Source organism: Flavobacterium sp. (assembly GCF_024710485.1).
Taxonomy (GTDB): Bacteria; Bacteroidota; Bacteroidia; order Flavobacteriales; family Flavobacteriaceae; genus Flavobacterium.
In genome coordinates this window covers 96,662-115,887 of record NZ_JANJUQ010000031.1, presented here as the reverse complement: position 1 = coordinate 115,887, position 19,226 = coordinate 96,662, and the positions used below count along the sequence as shown (strand labels likewise).

The window sequence follows — 19,226 nt, the reverse complement described above, 5'->3', positions numbered from 1 at the left end:
TTATTAATAAAGTAAAATTCTTACTTTAGATAAAAATTTGGTGTTGTGAAAGAGGATTTCCTTCATTATGCATGGCAATATAAGAAGTTTGATTTTCCTAACCTAACTACAGTTTCGGGAGAAAAGGTTATTGTTGTTCATACCGGTCAGTATTTACAACAAGCCGGTCCGGATTTTTTCAATGCGCAAATCATTATAGACAATCAAAAATGGGCAGGCAATGTGGAAATTCATGTCAAGTCATCCGATTGGTATTTGCACCAACACGAACAAGACGATTGTTACAATAATGTTATATTACACGTGGTTTGGGAACATGATATACCTGTTTTTAGAAAAGACAATTCGGTTATTCCGACGGTTTCGCTTAAAAGTTTTGTTTCGAAAGCCGTCTTGCAACAGTATTTGGCATTAACTTCGCCTAAATCGTGGATTTTTTGCGAAGGTCAAATTCGGTTAACCGACGCTTTTGTTATGAGAAATTGGTTGGAGCGGCTGTTCTTTGAGCGATTGGAAAACAAAGCGATTCCGATAAAAACTTTATTAGCCTTCACCAATAACGATTGGGAAGCGGTATTGTTTTATAGCTTGGCCAAAAACTTCGGATTGAATACCAATGGCGAGATTTTTTTCAAGGCACTTCAATCGATTCCGTTTGCGGTAGTTCGAAAGGAAAGTTTTGAAGTCCAAAATCTGGAAGCCTTATTTTTTAGTCAACTGGATTTGCTGTCAGAGGATGTAGAAGATGCTTATGCAAAAGATTTGCAAGCTAGGGCATCTTATCTCGCACAAAAATATTGTTTGAAAAAAAACTGGGTTGAACCGGTACAGTTTTTCAAACATCGCCCTGATAATTTTCCGACCATTCGATTGGCACAATTTGCCATGTTGTATCACTTGCAGCAAAATTTGTTCGCTAAAATCATAACTGCAATATCGATGGACGATTTTTATCAGTTGTTTAATTCAGGCGTTTCAGCTTATTGGGAAAATCATTACCAATTGGATAAAGTCAGTCCCCCAAAAAAGAAACGGTTGTCAAAAAGCTTTGTTGATTTGCTGGTTATGAATACTATAGTCCCAATTCAATTTGCCTATGCAGAAAGTCAAGGAAAAGAAATTTCGGAATCACTGGTAAAACTCCAGCAAACAATACCGGCGGAAAAGAATATTGTCATTGAAAAGTTTGCTAATTTTGGCATTACTGCCGAGAGTGCTTTTGAAACCCAGTCGCTTTTGCAACTAAAGAACAATTATTGCAGTAAAGGCAAGTGTTTACAATGTGCTGTCGGTGTGAATCTTTTGAAACGTAATGAATGAACTTTTCAAAAACTTACCCCAACAATAACTAAAACCCTATGGGGTAAAATAAAATACGATAAATGTCACCAATAATCCAACTCAAATATTTCTTCGAAAAACACGGTTTTCACGTTTCTTCTCGCTTAGCCGATAAATTAGGAATGCGGGCTTCCAATGTGCGTTTGTTTTTTATTTACATCTCATTTGTAACAGCCGGTTTAGGGTTTGGGATTTACTTGACCTTAGCTTTTTGGCTCAAATTGAAAGATTTGATTCGGGGTAAACGAACCTCAGTTTTTGATTTATAACGTATGCGGCAATCTAATTCCATTTGGGCAACTTTTTTACACTATTCGAAAAGCCAGCGAATCGGAATTATTTTGCTCTTTGGGCTCATAGTGCTTTGTCAAAGTTTTTATGTGTTTCACGATTTTAAATCCGAGGAGTTAAATACTGCAGAAGCCCAAAAATGGCTAGCCCATCAGGCTGTGGTGGATAGTTTGAAATCGCATTCTCATACTGTAAAGCCGACTATTTATTCGTTCAATCCCAATTTTATAACCGATTTTAAAGGGTACAAACTCGGCATGTCGGTAGCGGAAATCGACCGATTATTAGCCTACCGAAAGCAAAACAAGTTTGTTAATTCGGCCACGGAATTCCAAGCGGTCACTAAGGTTTCTGATTCGTTGCTCAACGCCATATCGCCTTATTTTAAGTTCCCTGATTGGGTGAAGAACAAAAAGGAATATGCTACGTCAACCGCTAAATCAATATTTATCAAGCCTGAGGAAGTAGTAGTTATCGATATAAATCAAGCCACTAAAGCAGATTTGATGAAAGTCTATGGCATAGGAGATAAGATTTCAGATCGGATATTGGAGTATAAAAATAAGCTCGGTGCTTTTGTGTCGATGGAACAACTCGATGATGTTTGGGGTTTGTCTCCCGAAGTTATTGCCAAACTCAACCGGAACTTTGAGGTAAAATCCACTGCCGGTATTCAAAAAATCAACATTAACAACGCTTCAATCAAAGAGTTATCACAATTTCCGTTTTTCAAGTATGCTTTGGCTAAAGAAATAGTAGTTTTTCGCAGTATGAATGGCGATATAAAAGCTGAGGATTTGTCAAAAATTAAAGGATTTCCTGTCGATAAAATAAAAATAATTGCTTTATATTTGGAATTCTAAAAAAATAGCTAAGAAAAACAGTTTTATTTAATATGAATTCAACATACTTTACGGAAGAGCACGAGTTGTTCAGGAAGAGTTTGCAAGACTTTTTGCAAAAAGAGGTGGTGCCACACATCGAAAAATGGGAAAAGACAGGGACAATTGAACGTTTTATTTGGAAGAAGTTTGGTGATATGGGTTTTTTCGGGTTGACTTACCCTGAAGCTTACGGCGGGATGAACTTGGATTTGTTTTATACCGTAGTGTTTTTAGAAGAACTTCAAAAAATAAAATCGTCGGGTTTTGCGGCCGCCATGTGGGCGCATGCTTATTTGGCCATGACACATTTGAATGCGGAAGGCGATGAGAGAATCAAGCAAGAGTATTTAGCACCTAGTATAGCCGGTGACAAAATCGGAGCCTTGTGTTTGACTGAGCCTTTTGGCGGAAGCGATGTGGCCGGAATGCGAACTACGGCGATTAAGAATGGCGATAAGTATGTGATTAACGGTTCCAAAACTTTTATCACTAATGGAGTTTATGCGGATTACTATGTAGTAGCTGCGAAAACCAGTCCGGACTTAGGGAACAAAGGCATCAGTATATTTTTAGTAGACACAGCTACTAAAGGCATTAGTGCTACCAAATTAGATAAATTAGGTTGGAGAGCTTCCGATACGGCAGAAATTTCTTTTGACAATGTGGAAATTCCTGTGGCTAATTTAATGGGTGAAGAAGGAAAAGGCTTTCCGTATATCATGCAACACTTTGCTTTGGAACGATTGATTATGGCGATTAATGCTCATGCTCGAGCGGAATATGCTATCCATTATACCTTGGAATATATGTCGCAGCGCGAAGCTTTCGGTAAATCTATTGATAAGTTCCAGGCCTTGCGTCATGCGATGGTAGATAATGCTACCGAGGTAGAGCACTGTAAGATTTTCAATTATGCGGCGGTAGCCCGATTGAATCAAGGTGAATATGTGGTTAAAGAAGCTACTATGGCCAAGTTGAAATCGACTAAAGTGGCCGATGAAGTGATTTATAGTTGTTTGCAAATGTTGGGTGGTTATGGTTATATGGAAGAATATCCGTTGGCGCGACTTTTACGAGACAGTCGTTTAGGACCAATTGGTGGTGGAACTTCAGAAATTTTGAGAGAGATTTTGTCCAAATTGATCATTGACAATAAAAGTTATCAGCCGGCGGTGAAGTAATAAGCTTCAAGGCAAAAGAGATAAGTAAAAAGGGATAAGTTGTAAATGCGACTTGTCCCTTTACGGTATGTTGCGTTAGCGATGGGAGCAAGTACCATGTACTGCGGACAGCGCGACCCGAAGGGAACGCCCAAAAAAAATAATTTACAATTTATCATTCATAATTAATTATTATTATTACTTTTGCACCCACTAAATGAGAGGAGGTGTCTAAATTATGTTGATTATACCAATTAAAGACGGAGAAAACATTGATAGAGCATTAAAGCGCTACAAGAGAAAATTCGATAAAACCGGAACTGTAAGACAACTTAGAGCGCGTCAGGCGTTTACTAAGCCATCAGTAGTGAGAAGAGCACAAATTCAAAAAGCTGCTTATATTCAAACATTGAGAGACAGTTTAGAAGGATAAGTTAATTTCCTGATAAGATATAACCGCTGATTATTAAAGTTTTTTAACTTTGAGGTCAGCGGTTTTTTTTTATGGAAAGTATTAAGGCTAGATTTTGCGATTATTTGGGTTTGGAGAAAAACTATTCTCCTCATACAGTAACCGCGTATTTGAACGACTTGAATTTTTTTCAGACATTTTTGAAAGGCACTTTTGAAGATGATGATTTAATCCGAGTCAACTACAGTCAAATTCGCGCCTGGATAGTTTCATTGTCGGACGACGGCGTTTCCAATACTTCCATTAACAGAAAGATATCTTCTTTAAAATCGTTTTATAAATTCTTGCTCAAGAGTAAGCAAATCGAAACGAGTCCGTTGCTTAAGCATAAAGCCTTAAAATCTCCCAAAAAGCTTCAAATCCCCTTTTCTGAGAAAGAGTTGGATTTGGTGCTCAATCAGATAGTGTATCCGGAAGGTTTTGAAGGCGTTCGCGATAAGTTGGTAGTGGATTTGTTTTACACGACCGGTATTCGACGCGCAGAACTGATAGGGCTGAAGTTGCACAATGTTGATTTGTCCGGCGGAACCTTAAAGGTATTGGGGAAAAGAAACAAAGAGCGGATTATTCCGATATTGCCTGTGGTTCAAAATCAGATTAGGGAATATTTAAGTGAAAGGTCACGTTTGCAGAGGATTATCGATGAGGACTATTTTTTTCTGCTGTTAAAAGGTGTTAAATTGAATGATTCGTTTGTTTATCGGCTAATAAATTACTACTTTAGTAATGTCTCAGAGAAGGTAAAAAAGAGTCCGCATATTTTAAGGCATACGTTTGCGACACACCTTTTAAACAACGGGGCAGATATTAATTCAGTTAAAGAGTTATTAGGTCATTCCAGTTTGGCCTCTACCCAAGTCTACACGCATAGCAGTTTAGCAGAGCTTAAAAAAGTCTACGGTAGTGCGCATCCCAGAAACCAAAAATAATTCGGCCATGTTTAATCAATAAAAATAGTATTATGAAGGTAAATGTTCATGCAGTAAACTTTACTGTCGACAGAAAGCTGGTTGATTTTATCAATGAAAGATTAGGTAAACTTGAAAAATTCTACGACAAAGTAGTTTCTTCAGATGTTTTTTTGAAGGTAGACAACACTAGTGAGAAAGAAAATAAAATTGTGGAGGTAAAAATTCACGTTCCCGGAGATGATTTTATGGTAAAAAAACAATGCAAAACTTTTGAGGAAGCGGTGGAATTATCCTCAGAATCCTTAGAAAGATTATTGGTTAAAAGGAAAGAAAAAATCAGAGCGCATTCATAAAATGAAAATTTTTTCAAAAATGTTTTGATTAAAAGATAAAATGCCTACATTTGCAGTCCGTTAGAAATAGCGGACTTTTTTTATTGTTGCCGGTGTAGCTCAGTTGGCTAGAGCAGCTGATTTGTAATCAGCAGGTCGTGGGTTCGAGTCCCTCCATCGGCTCGGTTCTTTTATAGTATTGAAAATAAAAAGGTTAGGGGAGATACTCAAGCGGCCAACGAGGGCGGACTGTAAATCCGCTGACTAAGTCTTCGCAGGTTCGAATCCTGCTCTCCCCACTAACTTTTTAAATATTTTTCAGAGATTAATTTTCTGAAAGATGATATTTAAAAGGTAGTAAGTTGTCCTTTAAGATGACAGCCGGGATTTAGCAATAGAGATTTAGCGTTTCTGAATTCCGAATGCTAACTTCTGAATATACAAAAGCCGGTGTAGCTCAGGGGTAGAGTGCTTCCTTGGTAAGGAAGAGGTCACGGGTTCAAATCCCGTCATTGGCTCAAATTTGTAAAATTTGAACACTAATATATAAACTAAGATTAAAAATTAAGTAAAATGGCAAAAGAAAATTTTAGTCGTACCAAGCCACACCTTAACATAGGTACAATTGGACACGTAGACCACGGAAAAACTACTTTAACTGCAGCAATTACTAAAGTATTGTCTGATGCAGGTTACTGTCAAGCGAAATCATTTGATCAAATTGATAACGCTCCGGAAGAAAAAGAAAGAGGTATTACTATCAACACTTCGCACGTTGAGTATGAAACTGCTAACCGTCACTACGCTCACGTTGACTGTCCAGGTCACGCGGATTACGTTAAGAACATGGTTACCGGTGCTGCTCAAATGGACGGTGCTATCTTAGTAGTAGCTGCTACTGACGGACCAATGCCACAAACTCGTGAGCACATCCTTTTAGGACGTCAGGTAGGTATTCCTAGAATCGTTGTATTCATGAACAAAGTGGATATGGTTGACGATCCGGAATTATTAGAATTAGTAGAAATGGAAATCAGAGACTTATTGTCTTTCTACGAATATGATGGAGATAATGGTCCTGTAATCCAAGGTTCTGCTTTGGGAGGATTGAATAATGACCCTAACTGGGTACCAAAAATTCTTGAATTGATGGATGCTGTTGACAACTGGATCGAAGAGCCGGTACGTGACAACGCTAAGCCATTCTTGATGCCTGTTGAGGACGTATTTACAATTACAGGTCGTGGAACTGTTGCTACAGGTCGTATCGAAACTGGAGTTGCTAACACTGGAGATCCGGTAGAAATCATCGGTATGGGAGCTGATAAATTAACTTCTACAATCACAGGAGTTGAGATGTTCCGTAAAATCCTTGACAGAGGTGAAGCTGGAGATAACGTAGGTCTTTTGTTGAGAGGTATCGATAAAGCTGATATCAAAAGAGGTATGGTTATTTGTAAACCAGGTTCAGTAAAACCACACGCTAAATTCAAAGCTGAGGTTTATATCTTGAAAAAAGAAGAAGGTGGTCGTCACACGCCATTCCACAATAACTACCGTCCGCAGTTCTATGTACGTACAACTGACGTAACAGGAGTTATTTCTTTACCAGCAGGTGTAGAGATGGTAATGCCAGGTGATAACTTAACTATTGAAGTAAGCTTGTTAAGCCCAATTGCATTGAACGTAGGTTTACGTTTCGCTATCCGTGAGGGTGGTAGAACAGTTGGTGCTGGTCAGGTAACTGAAATTTTAGACTAATTATCTATTAAATAAATTACCAGTGTCGTCACAAAAGACGACACTGGTTTTTAATGAAACGGGCGTAGTTCAAGGGTAGAATAGCGGTCTCCAAAACCGTTGATGGTGGTTCGAATCCTCCCGCCCGTGCAAAAAAAATATACAATGGCAAAAATTGTTAACTATATATCAGAAGCATTTGAAGAATTGAAAACAAATGTTACTTGGCCTGAATGGGCTGAAGTTCAAAAATATACCATTATTGTGGCTGTATTTTCAATTGTCTTTGCTCTAGCTACTTGGGGAGTTGATGAAGCTTGCGCCAAAGTGATCGCTGGATTCTTTAAATGGTTAAAACCTTAATTTTTCTGTAATGGCTGATATTAATTTAAAAAAATGGTATGTCGTAAGAGCTGTTAGTGGTCAGGAGAATAAAGTGAAAGCTTATATTGAAACTGAGATTAACAGATTAGGCATGTCAGATTACATCTCTCAAGTACTGGTGCCAACAGAGAAAGTGGTTCAGGTTAGAGATGGTAAAAAAATAGCAAAGGACAAAGTGTATTTCCCTGGCTATGTAATGATTGAAGCTAATTTGGTTGGTGAAATTCCTCATATCATCAAATCAATCACCGGGGTGATTGGTTTTTTAGGTGAAGTAAAAGGTGGAGATCCTGTGCCATTGCGTATGTCTGAAGTCAACAGAATGTTAGGAAAAGTGGATGAATTAGCGGTGAATACCGATACTCAAAACATTCCTTTTACTGTTGGAGAAACAATTAAGGTTATTGATGGACCTTTCAATGGTTTCAACGGAACCATTGATAAAATCAATGAAGAAAAGCGTAAGCTCGAAGTAATGGTTAAAATTTTCGGAAGAAAAACACCGTTGGAGTTGAGTTTTATGCAAGTTGAAAAAGTATAATTTTTGTTACATACATTATAACCCGCGTCAATCGCTTCCAATTGAGAGATGCAAAATTTTTTAAGAAATGGCTAAAGAAATTAGTAAAGTAGTTAAACTACAAGTTAAGGGAGGTGCTGCGAACCCGTCGCCACCGGTTGGACCTGCTTTGGGAGCTGCTGGGGTTAACATCATGGAATTCTGTAAGCAATTTAATGCCAGAACCCAAGATCAACCCGGCAAAGTGTTACCGGTACAAATTACCGTGTACAAAGACAAATCATTTGATTTTGTCGTGAAAACTCCACCTGCTGCAGTGCAATTATTGGATGCTGCTAAAATTAAATCCGGTTCAGGAGAGCCTAATCGTCGTAAAGTTGGTAACGTATCATGGGACCAAATCAAAACGATTGCCGAGGACAAAATGCCTGATTTAAATGCATTCACTATGGAATCTGCAATGAGCATGATTGCTGGAACAGCTAGATCAATGGGATTAACTGTAACTGGAGATTCTCCTCTAAAAAAAGGATAAGACATGGCAAAATTGACAAAAAAACAAAAAGAGGCTGCTTCAAAAATTGAGAAAAACAAATTGTATTCTTTAAAAGATGCTTCATCTTTATTGAAAACAGTTGCTTCTGCAAAATTTGATGAGTCGGTAGATATTGCTGTTCGTTTAGGAGTTGATCCAAGAAAAGCGAATCAAATGGTAAGAGGTGTTGTAACCCTTCCTCACGGAACCGGTAAAGATACTAAAGTGTTAGCTTTGGTTACTCCGGACAAAGAAGCTGAAGCTAAAGCAGCCGGAGCTGATTTCGTAGGTTTAGACGATTACCTTCAAAAAATTAAAGATGGTTGGACAGATGTTGATGTAATCATCACTATGCCTGCTATCATGGGTAAATTAGGTCCGTTAGGACGTGTGTTAGGTCCTAGAGGTTTAATGCCAAACCCTAAAACAGGAACAGTTACGATGGAAATTGGTAAAGCTGTTGCTGAAGTTAAAGCGGGTAAAATCGACTTCAAAGTTGATAAAACCGGAATCGTACACGCTGGTATCGGAAGAATTTCTTTCGACGCGGATAAGATTGTAGATAACGCTCACGAAATTATTCAAACATTAGTTAAATTAAAACCAACTGCAGCTAAAGGTACTTATATCAAGTCTATCCACTTGTCAAGCACCATGAGTCCTGCTATTGCTTTAGATCCTAAAGCAGTATAATTGGTAGTTAAACATATTTTATTATGACAAGAGAAGAAAAATCAATCGCGATAGAAGATTTAACTGCAAAGTTGGGTGAAACTAATGTAATTTACATTGCAGATACATCAGGTATGGATGCTGATACTACTTCCAATTTAAGAAGAGCTTGTTTTAAAGCGGGTATCAAATTAGAAGTTGTTAAAAATACTTTGCTTGAGAAAGCAATGGAAGCGTCAACTAATGATTATGGAGATTTACCATCTGTATTAAAGGGTAACTCATCAGTTTTTATTGCTGATGTGGCTAACGCTCCTGCAAAAATCATCAAAGACTTCAGAAAGAAATCGGATAAGCCGGTATTCAAAGGAGCTTATATCAACCAAGAAATCTATATTGGCGATAACTTGTTGGATAGCTTAGCTTCCCTTAAATCTAAAGAAGAAGTTATCGGTGAAATCATTGGATTACTTCAATCACCTGCTAAACGCATCCTTTCAGCTTTGTTAAACAATGCTGAACAAAAAGGAGAAGAAGCTGCAGCAGAATAATTAGAGCAGACTAAAAAATAAATATTAAAAAAGAACATTTTAAACGATAGAAAAAATGGCAGATTTAAAACAATTCGCAGAACAATTAGTTAACTTAACTGTAAAAGAAGTTAATGATTTAGCTACAATATTAAAAGATGAGTACGGTATCGAGCCTGCTGCTGCTGCAGTAGTAGTTGCTGCTGGTGGTGCTGGAGACGGTGGAGCTGCTGAAGAGCAAACAGAATTCACAGTAGTATTGAAAGATGCTGGTGCTTCTAAATTAGCAGTAGTTAAAGCTGTAAAAGAATTAACAGGTCTTGGCTTGAAAGAAGCAAAAGATATCGTTGATGGTGCACCTGCAAACATCAAAGAAGGAGTATCTAAAGCAGAAGCTGAAGGTTTGAAAAAATCTTTAGAGGAAGCTGGAGCTGTTGTTGAGTTAAAGTAATCCAACACCGGTTTGAAAACTAGGTTTAGGCCTTGGACAAAGCGTCCAAGGGCCTAAACCATTTTTCGTATAATAAAATTATATAAATTTTTATCTCATTTATATAGTCCAATACGAAACCCATCTTTAACCATTACGAAGAAAAAAACAAACAAATTTCCTGGTTTATTTTTAAAGAGGTAATGGTTAATTTTAAAGGAAAGTAGATATAAAACAGTGTGCTCTCACACAAAAAATTACTTTTTTTAAATCAAAATTTTGTCCATTGATGATAACAAATCAGACTGAAAGATTGAATTTTGCCTCTACTAAAAACATTCCTCAATATCCGGATTTCTTGGATGTTCAGGTAAAATCCTTTAAAGATTTCTTCCAATTGGAGACCAAATCTGACGAGAGAGGCAACGAAGGGCTTTACAACACCTTCATGGAAAACTTTCCAATTACTGATACAAGAAACCAATTTGTATTAGAATTCCTGGATTATTTTGTTGACCCACCGCGTTACACCATTCAAGAGTGTATTGAAAGAGGTTTGACATACAGTGTGCCTCTTAAGGCGCGTCTGAAATTGTACTGTACCGATCCGGAACACGAAGATTTTGAAACTATCGTACAAGACGTATATCTAGGGACTATTCCCTACATGACACCAAGCGGAACTTTCGTTATCAATGGTGCCGAGCGTGTGGTTGTTTCTCAGTTACACCGTTCTCCGGGTGTATTCTTCGGTCAGTCTTTCCATGCTAACGGAACCAAGTTGTATTCTGCCAGAGTTATTCCTTTCAAAGGGTCATGGATTGAATTTGCTACCGATATCAACAGCGTAATGTACGCCTACATTGATAGAAAGAAAAAATTACCGGTTACTACACTTTTCCGTGCTATCGGATTTGAAAGAGATAAAGATATCTTAGAGATTTTCGACCTTGCGGAAGAAATTAAAGTATCTAAAACCGGATTAAAAAAATACATTGGAAGAAGATTAGCTGCGAGAGTATTGAATACTTGGCATGAAGATTTCGTAGACGAGGATACCGGAGAAGTAGTATCTATCGAGCGTAACGAAATCATCTTAGATCGTGACACTATTATCGATAAAGATAATGTGGAAGAAATCATCGATTCTAATGTGAAGTCTATTTTGTTGCACAAGGAAGATGCGAATCAAGGCGATTACGCTATCATACACAATACGTTACAAAAAGACCCGACCAACTCTGAAAAAGAAGCTGTTGAGCACATTTACCGTCAGTTGCGTAATGCTGAACCGCCTGATGAGGAAACAGCTCGCGGTATCATAGATAAATTGTTCTTCTCAGACCAACGTTACAACTTAGGTGAAGTTGGTCGTTACAGAATGAACAAAAAGCTAAACCTTGATATCCCTATGGAAAAGCAAGTGCTTACCAAAGAAGATATCATCACTATCGTTAAATACTTAATTGAATTGATCAACTCTAAAGCAGAGATTGATGATATCGATCACTTGTCTAACCGTCGTGTAAGAACTGTTGGTGAGCAATTGTCTCAACAATTTGGTGTAGGTTTAGCTCGTATGGCGCGTACCATCCGCGAAAGAATGAACGTTAGAGATAACGAGGTGTTTACACCAATCGATTTGATCAATGCCAAAACATTGTCTTCGGTTATCAACTCTTTCTTTGGTACTAACCAGTTGTCTCAGTTCATGGATCAAACCAATCCATTGGCCGAGATTACCCATAAAAGAAGATTGTCTGCCCTAGGACCTGGTGGTCTTTCTCGTGAGAGAGCCGGTTTCGAGGTGCGTGACGTTCACTATACACACTACGGTCGTTTATGTCCGATTGAAACGCCTGAAGGACCAAACATTGGTTTGATTTCCTCTTTAGGGGTTTACGCCAAGGTAAACAGTATGGGATTCATTGAGACACCATACCGCAAAGTTAACGGCGGACAAGTAGATTTGGTTTCTGAACCAATCTATTTAAGTGCCGAGGAAGAAGAAGGCAAGATGATTGCTCAAGCTAATATCGACATGGATGACCATGGTAAAATCACGGCTGATAAAGTTATTGCTCGTGAAGAAGGTGACTTCCCGGTAGTTGATCCGACCGAAATTCACTACACCGACGTGGCACCTAACCAAATCGCTTCAATTTCGGCTTCGTTAATTCCATTCTTGGAACACGATGACGCGAACCGTGCGTTGATGGGATCCAACATGATGCGTCAGGCCGTACCATTATTACGTCCTGAAGCACCAATTGTAGGAACCGGTTTAGAGCGCCAAGTGGCTTCTGACTCAAGAGTATTAATTAATGCCGAAGGCGAAGGTACTGTAGAGTACGTTGATGCCAATATCATTACCATCAAATACGACAGAACGGAAGAAGAAAGAATGGTAAGTTTTGACCCGGATGAAAAAACATACCAATTAATCAAGTTCAGAAAAACCAACCAAAGTACGTCTATCAACTTGAAACCTATCGTAAGAAAAGGTGACAGAGTGACCAGAGGACAAGTGCTTTGTGAAGGATATGCTACGCAAAACGGAGAGTTGGCCTTAGGAAGAAACCTTAAAGTGGCGTTCATGCCTTGGAAAGGGTACAACTTCGAGGATGCGATTGTAATTTCTGAAAAAGTAGTACGCGATGACATCTTTACGTCTATCCATATTGATGACTATTCTTTGGAAGTTCGTGATACCAAATTAGGTAATGAAGAGTTGACTAACGATATCCCTAACGTTTCTGAAGAAGCTACTAAAGACTTAGATGAAAACGGTATGATCAGAATCGGAGCCGAGGTAAAACCCGGCGATATTCTAATCGGAAAAATTACACCAAAAGGAGAATCTGATCCAACTCCGGAAGAGAAGTTGTTAAGAGCCATCTTCGGAGACAAAGCCGGTGATGTGAAAGATGCTTCCTTAAAAGCGTCTCCATCTTTACACGGTGTGGTTTTAGACAAAAAATTATTCGCGAGAGCGGTAAAAGATAAAAAGAAACGTACCAAAGACAAAGACGATTTGACGGCTTTGGAAATGGAGTTCGAAACTAAATTTGTTGAATTAAAAGACAAATTGGTTGACAAATTGTTCAACATTGTGAACGGAAAGACATCGCAAGGTGTAATGAACGACTTGGGTGAAGAAGTATTGCCAAAAGGTAAAAAATATACCCAAAAAATGTTACACGCCGTTGAAGATTTCGCTCACTTAACCAAAGGACAATGGGTAGCTGATGACGAAACCAACAAATTGGTAAACGACTTAATCCACAACTACAAAATCAAATTAAACGATTTACAAGGGGCATTAAGAAGAGAGAAATTTACCATTACTGTGGGTGATGAGTTACCAGCGGGTATCTTGAAATTAGCGAAAGTTTATATCGCTAAGAAACGTAAATTGAAAGTGGGTGATAAAATGGCGGGACGTCACGGTAACAAAGGTATTGTAGCTCGTATAGTTCGTCATGAAGACATGCCTTTCTTAGAAGACGGAACACCGGTAGATATCGTATTGAATCCGCTAGGGGTACCATCGCGTATGAACATTGGTCAGATTTACGAAACCGTATTGGGTTGGGCCGGTATGAACTTGGGTAGAAAATTTGCTACGCCAATCTTCGACGGTGCTACTTTAGACCAAATCAACGCCTTGACAGACGAAGCAGGAATCCCAAGATTCGGTCATACGTATTTGTACGACGGAGGAACTGGAGAACGCTTCCACCAACCGGCAACAGTGGGTGTAATCTACATGTTGAAATTAGGACACATGGTAGATGATAAAATGCACGCACGTTCTATTGGTCCATACTCATTGATTACGCAACAACCGTTAGGAGGTAAAGCTCAGTTCGGTGGTCAGCGTTTCGGAGAAATGGAGGTTTGGGCTCTTGAGGCTTATGGTGCTTCAAGTACGCTTAGAGAAATTTTGACTGTTAAATCGGATGACGTAATCGGTAGAGCTAAAACTTACGAAGCTATCGTTAAGGGTGAAACTATGCCGGAGCCGGGATTACCAGAATCATTCAATGTATTGATGCATGAATTGAAAGGTCTCGGATTAGATATCAGATTAGAAGAATAAATCAGTAAACCAGTATCAGTCTCAGTTGGCAATTCCAGCTGACTGTGACTGAAAACTGCGACTGTAACATTTAAAAGTTTACGACTATGATGAATAGAAATAAAGATACTAAAAATACTATCAAAAGATTTGACAGAATTTCGATAGGACTAGCTTCTCCGGAATCCATCTTGGCTGAGTCAAGAGGTGAGGTTTTGAAGCCGGAAACTATCAACTATAGAACCCACAAACCGGAACGTGACGGTCTTTTCTGTGAGCGTATCTTCGGACCTGTAAAGGATTTCGAGTGTGCTTGTGGTAAATACAAAAGAATCCGTTATAAAGGAATCGTTTGTGACCGTTGTGGTGTTGAAGTAACAGAGAAAAAAGTGCGTAGAGACAGAGTAGGTCACATCAACTTGGTGGTGCCCATCGCTCACATCTGGTACTTCCGTTCGTTACCCAACAAAATTGGTTACATCCTAGGGTTACCGTCTAAAAAATTAGACATGATTATTTACTACGAAAGATACGTAGTAATCCAAGCCGGTATTGCTAAAAATGCAGATGGCGAATCTTTACAAAGATTAGACTTCTTAACGGAAGAAGAATATCTAAATATTTTAGATACCCTTCCGATGGAGAACCAATATTTAGATGATTCAGATCCGAATAAATTTATTGCCAAAATGGGTGCTGAATGTATTATGGACTTGTTGGCTCGCACGGACTTAGATGCTTTATCATACGAGTTGCGTCACAGCGCTAACAACGAAACGTCTAAACAAAGAAAAACAGAAGCGTTAAAAAGATTACAAGTAGTAGAATCGTTCCGCGAGGCTAACCTTAACAGAGAAAACCGTCCTGAGTGGATGATTTTGAAAGTAATTCCGGTGATTCCGCCTGAATTGCGTCCGTTGGTGCCGCTAGATGGTGGTCGTTTCGCTACTTCCGATTTGAACGATTTGTACCGAAGAGTAATCATCCGTAACAACCGTTTGAAAAGATTGATGGAAATCAAAGCTCCGGAAGTAATCTTGAGAAACGAAAAACGTATGTTGCAAGAATCAGTAGATTCCTTATTCGACAACACCCGTAAAGCTTCTGCGGTTAAAACCGAATCAAACCGTCCATTGAAATCCCTTTCGGATTCCTTAAAAGGTAAGCAAGGTCGTTTCCGTCAAAACTTATTAGGAAAACGTGTGGATTATTCTGCTCGTTCGGTAATTGTGGTTGGACCGGAAATGAAATTGTTTGAATGTGGTTTGCCAAAAGACATGGCGGCAGAACTATACAAACCATTCGTTATTCGTAAGTTAATCGAAAGAGGAATCGTTAAAACCGTTAAGTCGGCTAAGAAAATCATTGATAAAAAAGAGCCTGTAGTATGGGACATCCTTGAAAATGTAATCAAAGGACATCCGGTATTGCTCAACCGTGCTCCTACTTTGCACCGTTTGGGTATCCAAGCGTTCCAGCCAAAGTTAATCGAAGGAAAAGCGATCCAATTACACCCGTTGGTTTGTACGGCGTTTAACGCGGATTTCGACGGTGACCAGATGGCAGTACACTTGCCATTAGGACCGGAAGCTATTTTGGAAGCCCAATTGTTAATGTTGGCTTCTCACAATATCTTGAACCCGGCCAATGGTGCGCCAATTACCGTACCTTCTCAGGACATGGTTTTGGGTCTGTACTACATGACCAAAGAAAGATTGTCTACACCGGATCATAAAATTTTAGGCGAAGGCTTAACTTTCTACTCTGCTGAAGAAGTTAACATCGCTTTAAATGAAGGCAGATTAGAGTTGAATGCTCGTGTGAAAATCAGAGCCAAAGACTTTAACGAGAACGGTGAATTAGTATACAAACTTATCCAAACAACTGCCGGTAGAGTGCTATTCAACGAAGTAGTGCCGGAAGCAGCCGGTTACATCAACGAAGTATTGACCAAAAAATCATTGCGTGATATTATTGGTAAAATCTTAGCTGTAACCGATGTGCCTACCACAGCAGCTTTCTTGGATAACATGAAAGATATGGGATACAAGTTCGCTTTCAAAGGTGGATTGTCCTTCTCATTAGGGGATATCATCATCCCACAAAGAAAAGATGAATTAATCGCTGATGCTCGTGAGCAAGTGGACGGCATTACCATGAACTATAACATGGGTCTTATCACCAACAACGAGCGTTACAACCAAGTAATCGACGTGTGGACTTCTACGAATGCTTTATTGACCGAGTTGGCTATGAAGAATATCCGTGAAGACCAACAAGGATTCAACTCAGTATATATGATGTTGGATTCCGGAGCGCGTGGATCGAAAGAGCAGATTCGTCAGTTAACCGGTATGCGTGGTTTGATGGCTAAGCCTAAAAAATCAACAGCAGGAGGTGGAGAAATTATCGAAAACCCGATTCTTTCCAACTTTAAGGAAGGTCTATCGATTTTGGAATACTTTATCTCTACGCACGGTGCTCGTAAAGGATTAGCGGATACCGCTTTGAAAACTGCTGATGCGGGTTACTTGACTCGTCGTTTACATGACGTTTCCCAAGACGTAATCGTAAACTCTGTAGATTGTGGTACGTTAAGAGGTATCGAAGTTTCTGCTTTAAAGAAAAATGAAGAAATCGTAGAAACCTTAGGAGAAAGAATCTTAGGACGTGTGGCATTACAAGATGTAATTAACCCGTTAACTAACGAAATCTTAGTACACTCAGGCGAGCAAATCACGGAAGCTATTGTGAAAGCTATCGAAGAATCTCCGTTAGAGAAAGTAGATGTACGTTCACCATTAACTTGTGAAGCTAAGAAAGGAATCTGTGCTAAATGTTACGGAAGAAACTTAGCTACCGGAAAAATGACTCAAAAAGGTGAAGCTGTCGGAGTTATTGCAGCACAATCAATTGGAGAGCCAGGAACGCAGTTAACCCTACGTACCTTCCACGTTGGAGGGGTTGCCGGTGGTGTTTCTGAAGAGTCCAGCATCATTGCTAAATTCGGTGGAAGATTGGAAATCGAAGATTTGAAAACAGTGGTTGGAGAAGACAACGACGGAAACAAAGTGGATATCGTTGTGTCTCGTTCAACAGAGTTAAAATTGGTAGATGTTAAAACCGGAATCCTATTAAGTACACACAACATTCCTTACGGTTCCGTAATCAATGTTAAAGATGGTGACGTAGTAGAAAAAGGAGCTGTTATTTGTAAATGGGATCCATACAACGGAGTTATCGTTTCTGAGTTTACCGGAAAAATTGCTTACGAAGATTTAGAACAAGGACAATCGTTCCAAGTTGAAATAGATGAGCAAACCGGATTCCAAGAGAAAGTAATTTCAGAAGGAAGAAATAAAAAGTTAATACCAACCTTATTGGTTTACGGTAAAGACGGAGAATTAATCCGTTCTTACAACTTACCGGTTGGTGCTCACTTAATGGTAGAAGACGGAGAGAAAATTAAAGCCGGTAAAATCTTGGTTAAAATTCCTCGTCGTTCTTCTAAAGCGGGTGATATCACCGGAGGTTTACCAAGAATTACGGAGTTGTTAGAGGCTCGTAATCCTTCAAACCCTGCAGTAGTATCTGAAATTGACGGAGTAGTATCTTTCGGTAAAATCAAACGTGGTAACCGTGAAATCATCATCGAATCTAAATTTGGTGAGGTTAAGAAATACTTGGTGAAATTATCAAGTCAAATCTTAGTGCAAGAAAACGACTTCGTAAAAGCGGGTATGCCATTGTCTGACGGTGCTATTACGCCGGAGGATATCTTAAGAATTCAAGGGCCATCGGCTGTTCAACAGTATTTGGTGAATGAGATTCAAGAGGTTTACCGTTTACAAGGGGTAAAAATCAACGACAAGCACTTTGAGGTAGTAATTCGTCAAATGATGCGTAAAGTTCAAGTACAAGATCCGGGAGACACCTTGTTCTTAGAAGAGCAATTGATTCACACTGCTGACTTTATTGAAGAAAACGATAAATTGTACGGAATGAAAGTAGTGGAGGATGCCGGAGATTCGGAGACTTTAAAACCGGGTCAAATTGTATCGCCACGTGAGTTAAGAGATGAGAATTCGATGTTGAAACGCAACGATAAGAATTTAGTAGTAGCTCGTGATGTTATCACTGCTACCGCTACTCCGGTACTACAAGGTATTACCAGAGCATCGTTACAAACCAAGTCGTTCATCTCGGCGGCTTCCTTCCAGGAAACTACTAAAGTATTAAACGAAGCTGCTGTAGCCGGTAAAGTAGATACTTTAGAAGGATTGAAAGAAAACGTAATTGTAGGTCACAGAATCCCTGCAGGTACCGGTATGAGAGATTACGATCATTTTATTGTAGGTTCGAAAGAAGATTACAATGAAATCATGGCTAACAAAGAAGAATACATCTATTAATCATGAGTGATCACAATCCACAGCAAGGACAAATCAACATCGAGTTAGATGAGAAAACAGCCGAAGGGATTTATTCCAATTTGGCCATCATCAACCATTCGGCTTCCGAATTTGTAGTTGATTTTGTTACTCTAATGCCGGGTGTCCCGAAAGCCAAAGTGAAATCGAGAATTGTACTTACCCCGCAACATGCTAAACGATTTTTGAAAGCATTGGGTGAAAACATTCATCGTTATGAGTTGGCAAACGGCGAAATCAAGGATACAGAGCAACCTCAGGTACCTTTGAATTTTGGTCCTGCCGGTCAGGCTTAAGTTTTTGTAACTTTATAAGATAAAAACCCTCTTCATTTGGAAGAGGGTTTTTTTGTTGCATGTGCGTTAGATAAAAAAGTAATATTTTTATTTTAAATGATTTCTATATAGGGTTTTGTCTTTCATTTTGCTTTTTTGGATGACCTTTTATTTTTCCCTATTAACTTCATACTGCTACCCTAAAGTTATAGGCACACTCAACCACAACCCTAAAAAA

General features: G+C 39.0%; 17 protein-coding genes and 4 tRNA genes. All 21 read left to right on the top strand.

Annotated elements, in window-relative coordinates:
- Positions 1 to 45: 45 nt before the first annotated feature.
- The 21 genes from Q0M21_RS07900 to Q0M21_RS07800 all read left to right on the top strand — a co-directional run bounded on the left by Q0M21_RS07900 (position 46) and on the right by Q0M21_RS07800 (position 19,009).
- Positions 46 to 1,320, top strand: coding sequence for a DUF2851 family protein (locus Q0M21_RS07900; protein WP_295336701.1), 1,275 nt, complete (start codon positions 46 to 48; stop codon positions 1,318 to 1,320).
- Between the two features lie 62 nt (positions 1,321 to 1,382).
- The gene (locus tag Q0M21_RS07895) at positions 1,383 to 1,610 is read left to right on the top strand and encodes a PspC domain-containing protein (RefSeq protein ID WP_290875149.1); all 228 of its coding nucleotides are present in this window, start codon (positions 1,383 to 1,385) and stop codon (positions 1,608 to 1,610) included.
- Between the two features lie 111 nt (positions 1,611 to 1,721).
- Positions 1,722 to 2,495: a helix-hairpin-helix domain-containing protein gene (locus Q0M21_RS07890; RefSeq protein WP_295336697.1), complete on the top strand. Its 774-nt coding sequence runs from the start codon at positions 1,722 to 1,724 to the stop codon at positions 2,493 to 2,495.
- Between the two features lie 32 nt (positions 2,496 to 2,527).
- Positions 2,528 to 3,697: an acyl-CoA dehydrogenase family protein gene (locus tag Q0M21_RS07885; protein ID WP_295336694.1), complete on the top strand. Its 1,170-nt coding sequence runs from the start codon at positions 2,528 to 2,530 to the stop codon at positions 3,695 to 3,697.
- Between the two features lie 217 nt (positions 3,698 to 3,914).
- Entirely contained in the window at positions 3,915 to 4,109 is a 195-nt protein-coding gene (gene rpsU / locus Q0M21_RS07880) for a 30S ribosomal protein S21 (RefSeq protein WP_131476751.1), read from the top strand.
- 71 nt (positions 4,110 to 4,180) lie between these two features.
- Positions 4,181 to 5,077: a tyrosine-type recombinase/integrase gene (locus Q0M21_RS07875; protein ID WP_295336691.1), complete on the top strand. Its 897-nt coding sequence runs from the start codon at positions 4,181 to 4,183 to the stop codon at positions 5,075 to 5,077.
- 32 nt (positions 5,078 to 5,109) lie between these two features.
- Positions 5,110 to 5,412, top strand: a complete 303-nt coding sequence (raiA, locus tag Q0M21_RS07870; RefSeq protein WP_295336689.1) for a ribosome-associated translation inhibitor RaiA — start codon at positions 5,110 to 5,112, stop codon at positions 5,410 to 5,412.
- Positions 5,413 to 5,500: 88 nt separating this feature from the next.
- A tRNA-Thr gene (locus Q0M21_RS07865) sits at positions 5,501 to 5,574 on the top strand.
- A 34-nt stretch (positions 5,575 to 5,608) separates the two neighbouring features.
- Positions 5,609 to 5,690: transfer RNA gene (locus tag Q0M21_RS07860), tRNA-Tyr, on the top strand.
- A 147-nt stretch (positions 5,691 to 5,837) separates the two neighbouring features.
- Positions 5,838 to 5,909, top strand: a tRNA-Thr gene (locus Q0M21_RS07855).
- A gap of 55 nt (positions 5,910 to 5,964) precedes the next feature.
- Positions 5,965 to 7,152 (top strand): elongation factor Tu, encoded by a 1,188-nt coding sequence (tuf, locus tag Q0M21_RS07850; RefSeq protein ID WP_295336686.1) that lies wholly within the window; start codon positions 5,965 to 5,967, stop codon positions 7,150 to 7,152.
- Positions 7,153 to 7,210: 58 nt separating this feature from the next.
- A tRNA-Trp gene (locus tag Q0M21_RS07845) sits at positions 7,211 to 7,281 on the top strand.
- Positions 7,282 to 7,296: 15 nt separating this feature from the next.
- On the top strand, positions 7,297 to 7,494 hold the full coding sequence (secE, locus tag Q0M21_RS07840) for a preprotein translocase subunit SecE (RefSeq protein WP_295336683.1): 198 nt from the start codon (positions 7,297 to 7,299) through the stop codon (positions 7,492 to 7,494).
- A gap of 10 nt (positions 7,495 to 7,504) precedes the next feature.
- Complete coding sequence (gene nusG / locus Q0M21_RS07835; protein ID WP_295336680.1) at positions 7,505 to 8,056, top strand: transcription termination/antitermination protein NusG; 552 nt, start codon at positions 7,505 to 7,507, stop codon at positions 8,054 to 8,056.
- Positions 8,057 to 8,123: 67 nt separating this feature from the next.
- Positions 8,124 to 8,570 carry a 50S ribosomal protein L11 gene (gene rplK / locus Q0M21_RS07830; protein ID WP_295336677.1) on the top strand — a complete coding sequence of 149 codons (447 nt, stop codon included), beginning with the start codon at positions 8,124 to 8,126 and terminating at the stop codon, positions 8,568 to 8,570.
- 3 nt (positions 8,571 to 8,573) lie between these two features.
- The gene (gene rplA, locus Q0M21_RS07825; protein ID WP_290877166.1) at positions 8,574 to 9,263 is read left to right on the top strand and encodes a 50S ribosomal protein L1; all 690 of its coding nucleotides are present in this window, start codon (positions 8,574 to 8,576) and stop codon (positions 9,261 to 9,263) included.
- A gap of 23 nt (positions 9,264 to 9,286) precedes the next feature.
- Positions 9,287 to 9,793: a 50S ribosomal protein L10 gene (rplJ, locus tag Q0M21_RS07820; RefSeq protein WP_295336673.1), complete on the top strand. Its 507-nt coding sequence runs from the start codon at positions 9,287 to 9,289 to the stop codon at positions 9,791 to 9,793.
- A 55-nt stretch (positions 9,794 to 9,848) separates the two neighbouring features.
- Positions 9,849 to 10,223 carry a 50S ribosomal protein L7/L12 gene (gene rplL / locus Q0M21_RS07815; protein WP_131476759.1) on the top strand — a complete coding sequence of 125 codons (375 nt, stop codon included), beginning with the start codon at positions 9,849 to 9,851 and terminating at the stop codon, positions 10,221 to 10,223.
- Between the two features lie 268 nt (positions 10,224 to 10,491).
- Positions 10,492 to 14,304 carry a DNA-directed RNA polymerase subunit beta gene (gene rpoB / locus Q0M21_RS07810; RefSeq protein WP_295336669.1) on the top strand — a complete coding sequence of 1,271 codons (3,813 nt, stop codon included), beginning with the start codon at positions 10,492 to 10,494 and terminating at the stop codon, positions 14,302 to 14,304.
- A gap of 86 nt (positions 14,305 to 14,390) precedes the next feature.
- A complete protein-coding gene (gene rpoC, locus Q0M21_RS07805; RefSeq protein WP_295336666.1) occupies positions 14,391 to 18,695 on the top strand; it encodes a DNA-directed RNA polymerase subunit beta' in 4,305 nt (1,434 codons plus the stop codon).
- Positions 18,696 to 18,697: 2 nt separating this feature from the next.
- A complete protein-coding gene (locus Q0M21_RS07800) occupies positions 18,698 to 19,009 on the top strand; it encodes a DUF3467 domain-containing protein (protein WP_295336664.1) in 312 nt (103 codons plus the stop codon).
- Positions 19,010 to 19,226 lie beyond the last annotated feature (217 nt).

What these genes read in the sequence shown, in the direction of transcription:
- Q0M21_RS07895 (WP_290875149.1), top strand. Translation starts at nt 1,383, where the DNA reads ATGTCACCAATAATCCAACTCAAATATTTCTTCGAAAAACACGGTTTT.
- Q0M21_RS07885 (WP_295336694.1), top strand. Translation starts at nt 2,528, where the DNA reads ATGAATTCAACATACTTTACGGAAGAGCACGAGTTGTTCAGGAAGAGT.
- rpsU (WP_131476751.1), top strand. Translation starts at nt 3,915, where the DNA reads ATGTTGATTATACCAATTAAAGACGGAGAAAACATTGATAGAGCATTA.
- Q0M21_RS07875 (WP_295336691.1), top strand. Translation starts at nt 4,181, where the DNA reads ATGGAAAGTATTAAGGCTAGATTTTGCGATTATTTGGGTTTGGAGAAA.
- raiA (WP_295336689.1), top strand. Translation starts at nt 5,110, where the DNA reads ATGAAGGTAAATGTTCATGCAGTAAACTTTACTGTCGACAGAAAGCTG.
- tuf (WP_295336686.1), top strand. Translation starts at nt 5,965, where the DNA reads ATGGCAAAAGAAAATTTTAGTCGTACCAAGCCACACCTTAACATAGGT.
- secE (WP_295336683.1), top strand. Translation starts at nt 7,297, where the DNA reads ATGGCAAAAATTGTTAACTATATATCAGAAGCATTTGAAGAATTGAAA.
- nusG (WP_295336680.1), top strand. Translation starts at nt 7,505, where the DNA reads ATGGCTGATATTAATTTAAAAAAATGGTATGTCGTAAGAGCTGTTAGT.
- rplK (WP_295336677.1), top strand. Translation starts at nt 8,124, where the DNA reads ATGGCTAAAGAAATTAGTAAAGTAGTTAAACTACAAGTTAAGGGAGGT.
- rplA (WP_290877166.1), top strand. Translation starts at nt 8,574, where the DNA reads ATGGCAAAATTGACAAAAAAACAAAAAGAGGCTGCTTCAAAAATTGAG.
- rplJ (WP_295336673.1), top strand. Translation starts at nt 9,287, where the DNA reads ATGACAAGAGAAGAAAAATCAATCGCGATAGAAGATTTAACTGCAAAG.
- rplL (WP_131476759.1), top strand. Translation starts at nt 9,849, where the DNA reads ATGGCAGATTTAAAACAATTCGCAGAACAATTAGTTAACTTAACTGTA.
- rpoB (WP_295336669.1), top strand. Translation starts at nt 10,492, where the DNA reads ATGATAACAAATCAGACTGAAAGATTGAATTTTGCCTCTACTAAAAAC.
- rpoC (WP_295336666.1), top strand. Translation starts at nt 14,391, where the DNA reads ATGATGAATAGAAATAAAGATACTAAAAATACTATCAAAAGATTTGAC.
- Q0M21_RS07800 (WP_295336664.1), top strand. Translation starts at nt 18,698, where the DNA reads ATGAGTGATCACAATCCACAGCAAGGACAAATCAACATCGAGTTAGAT.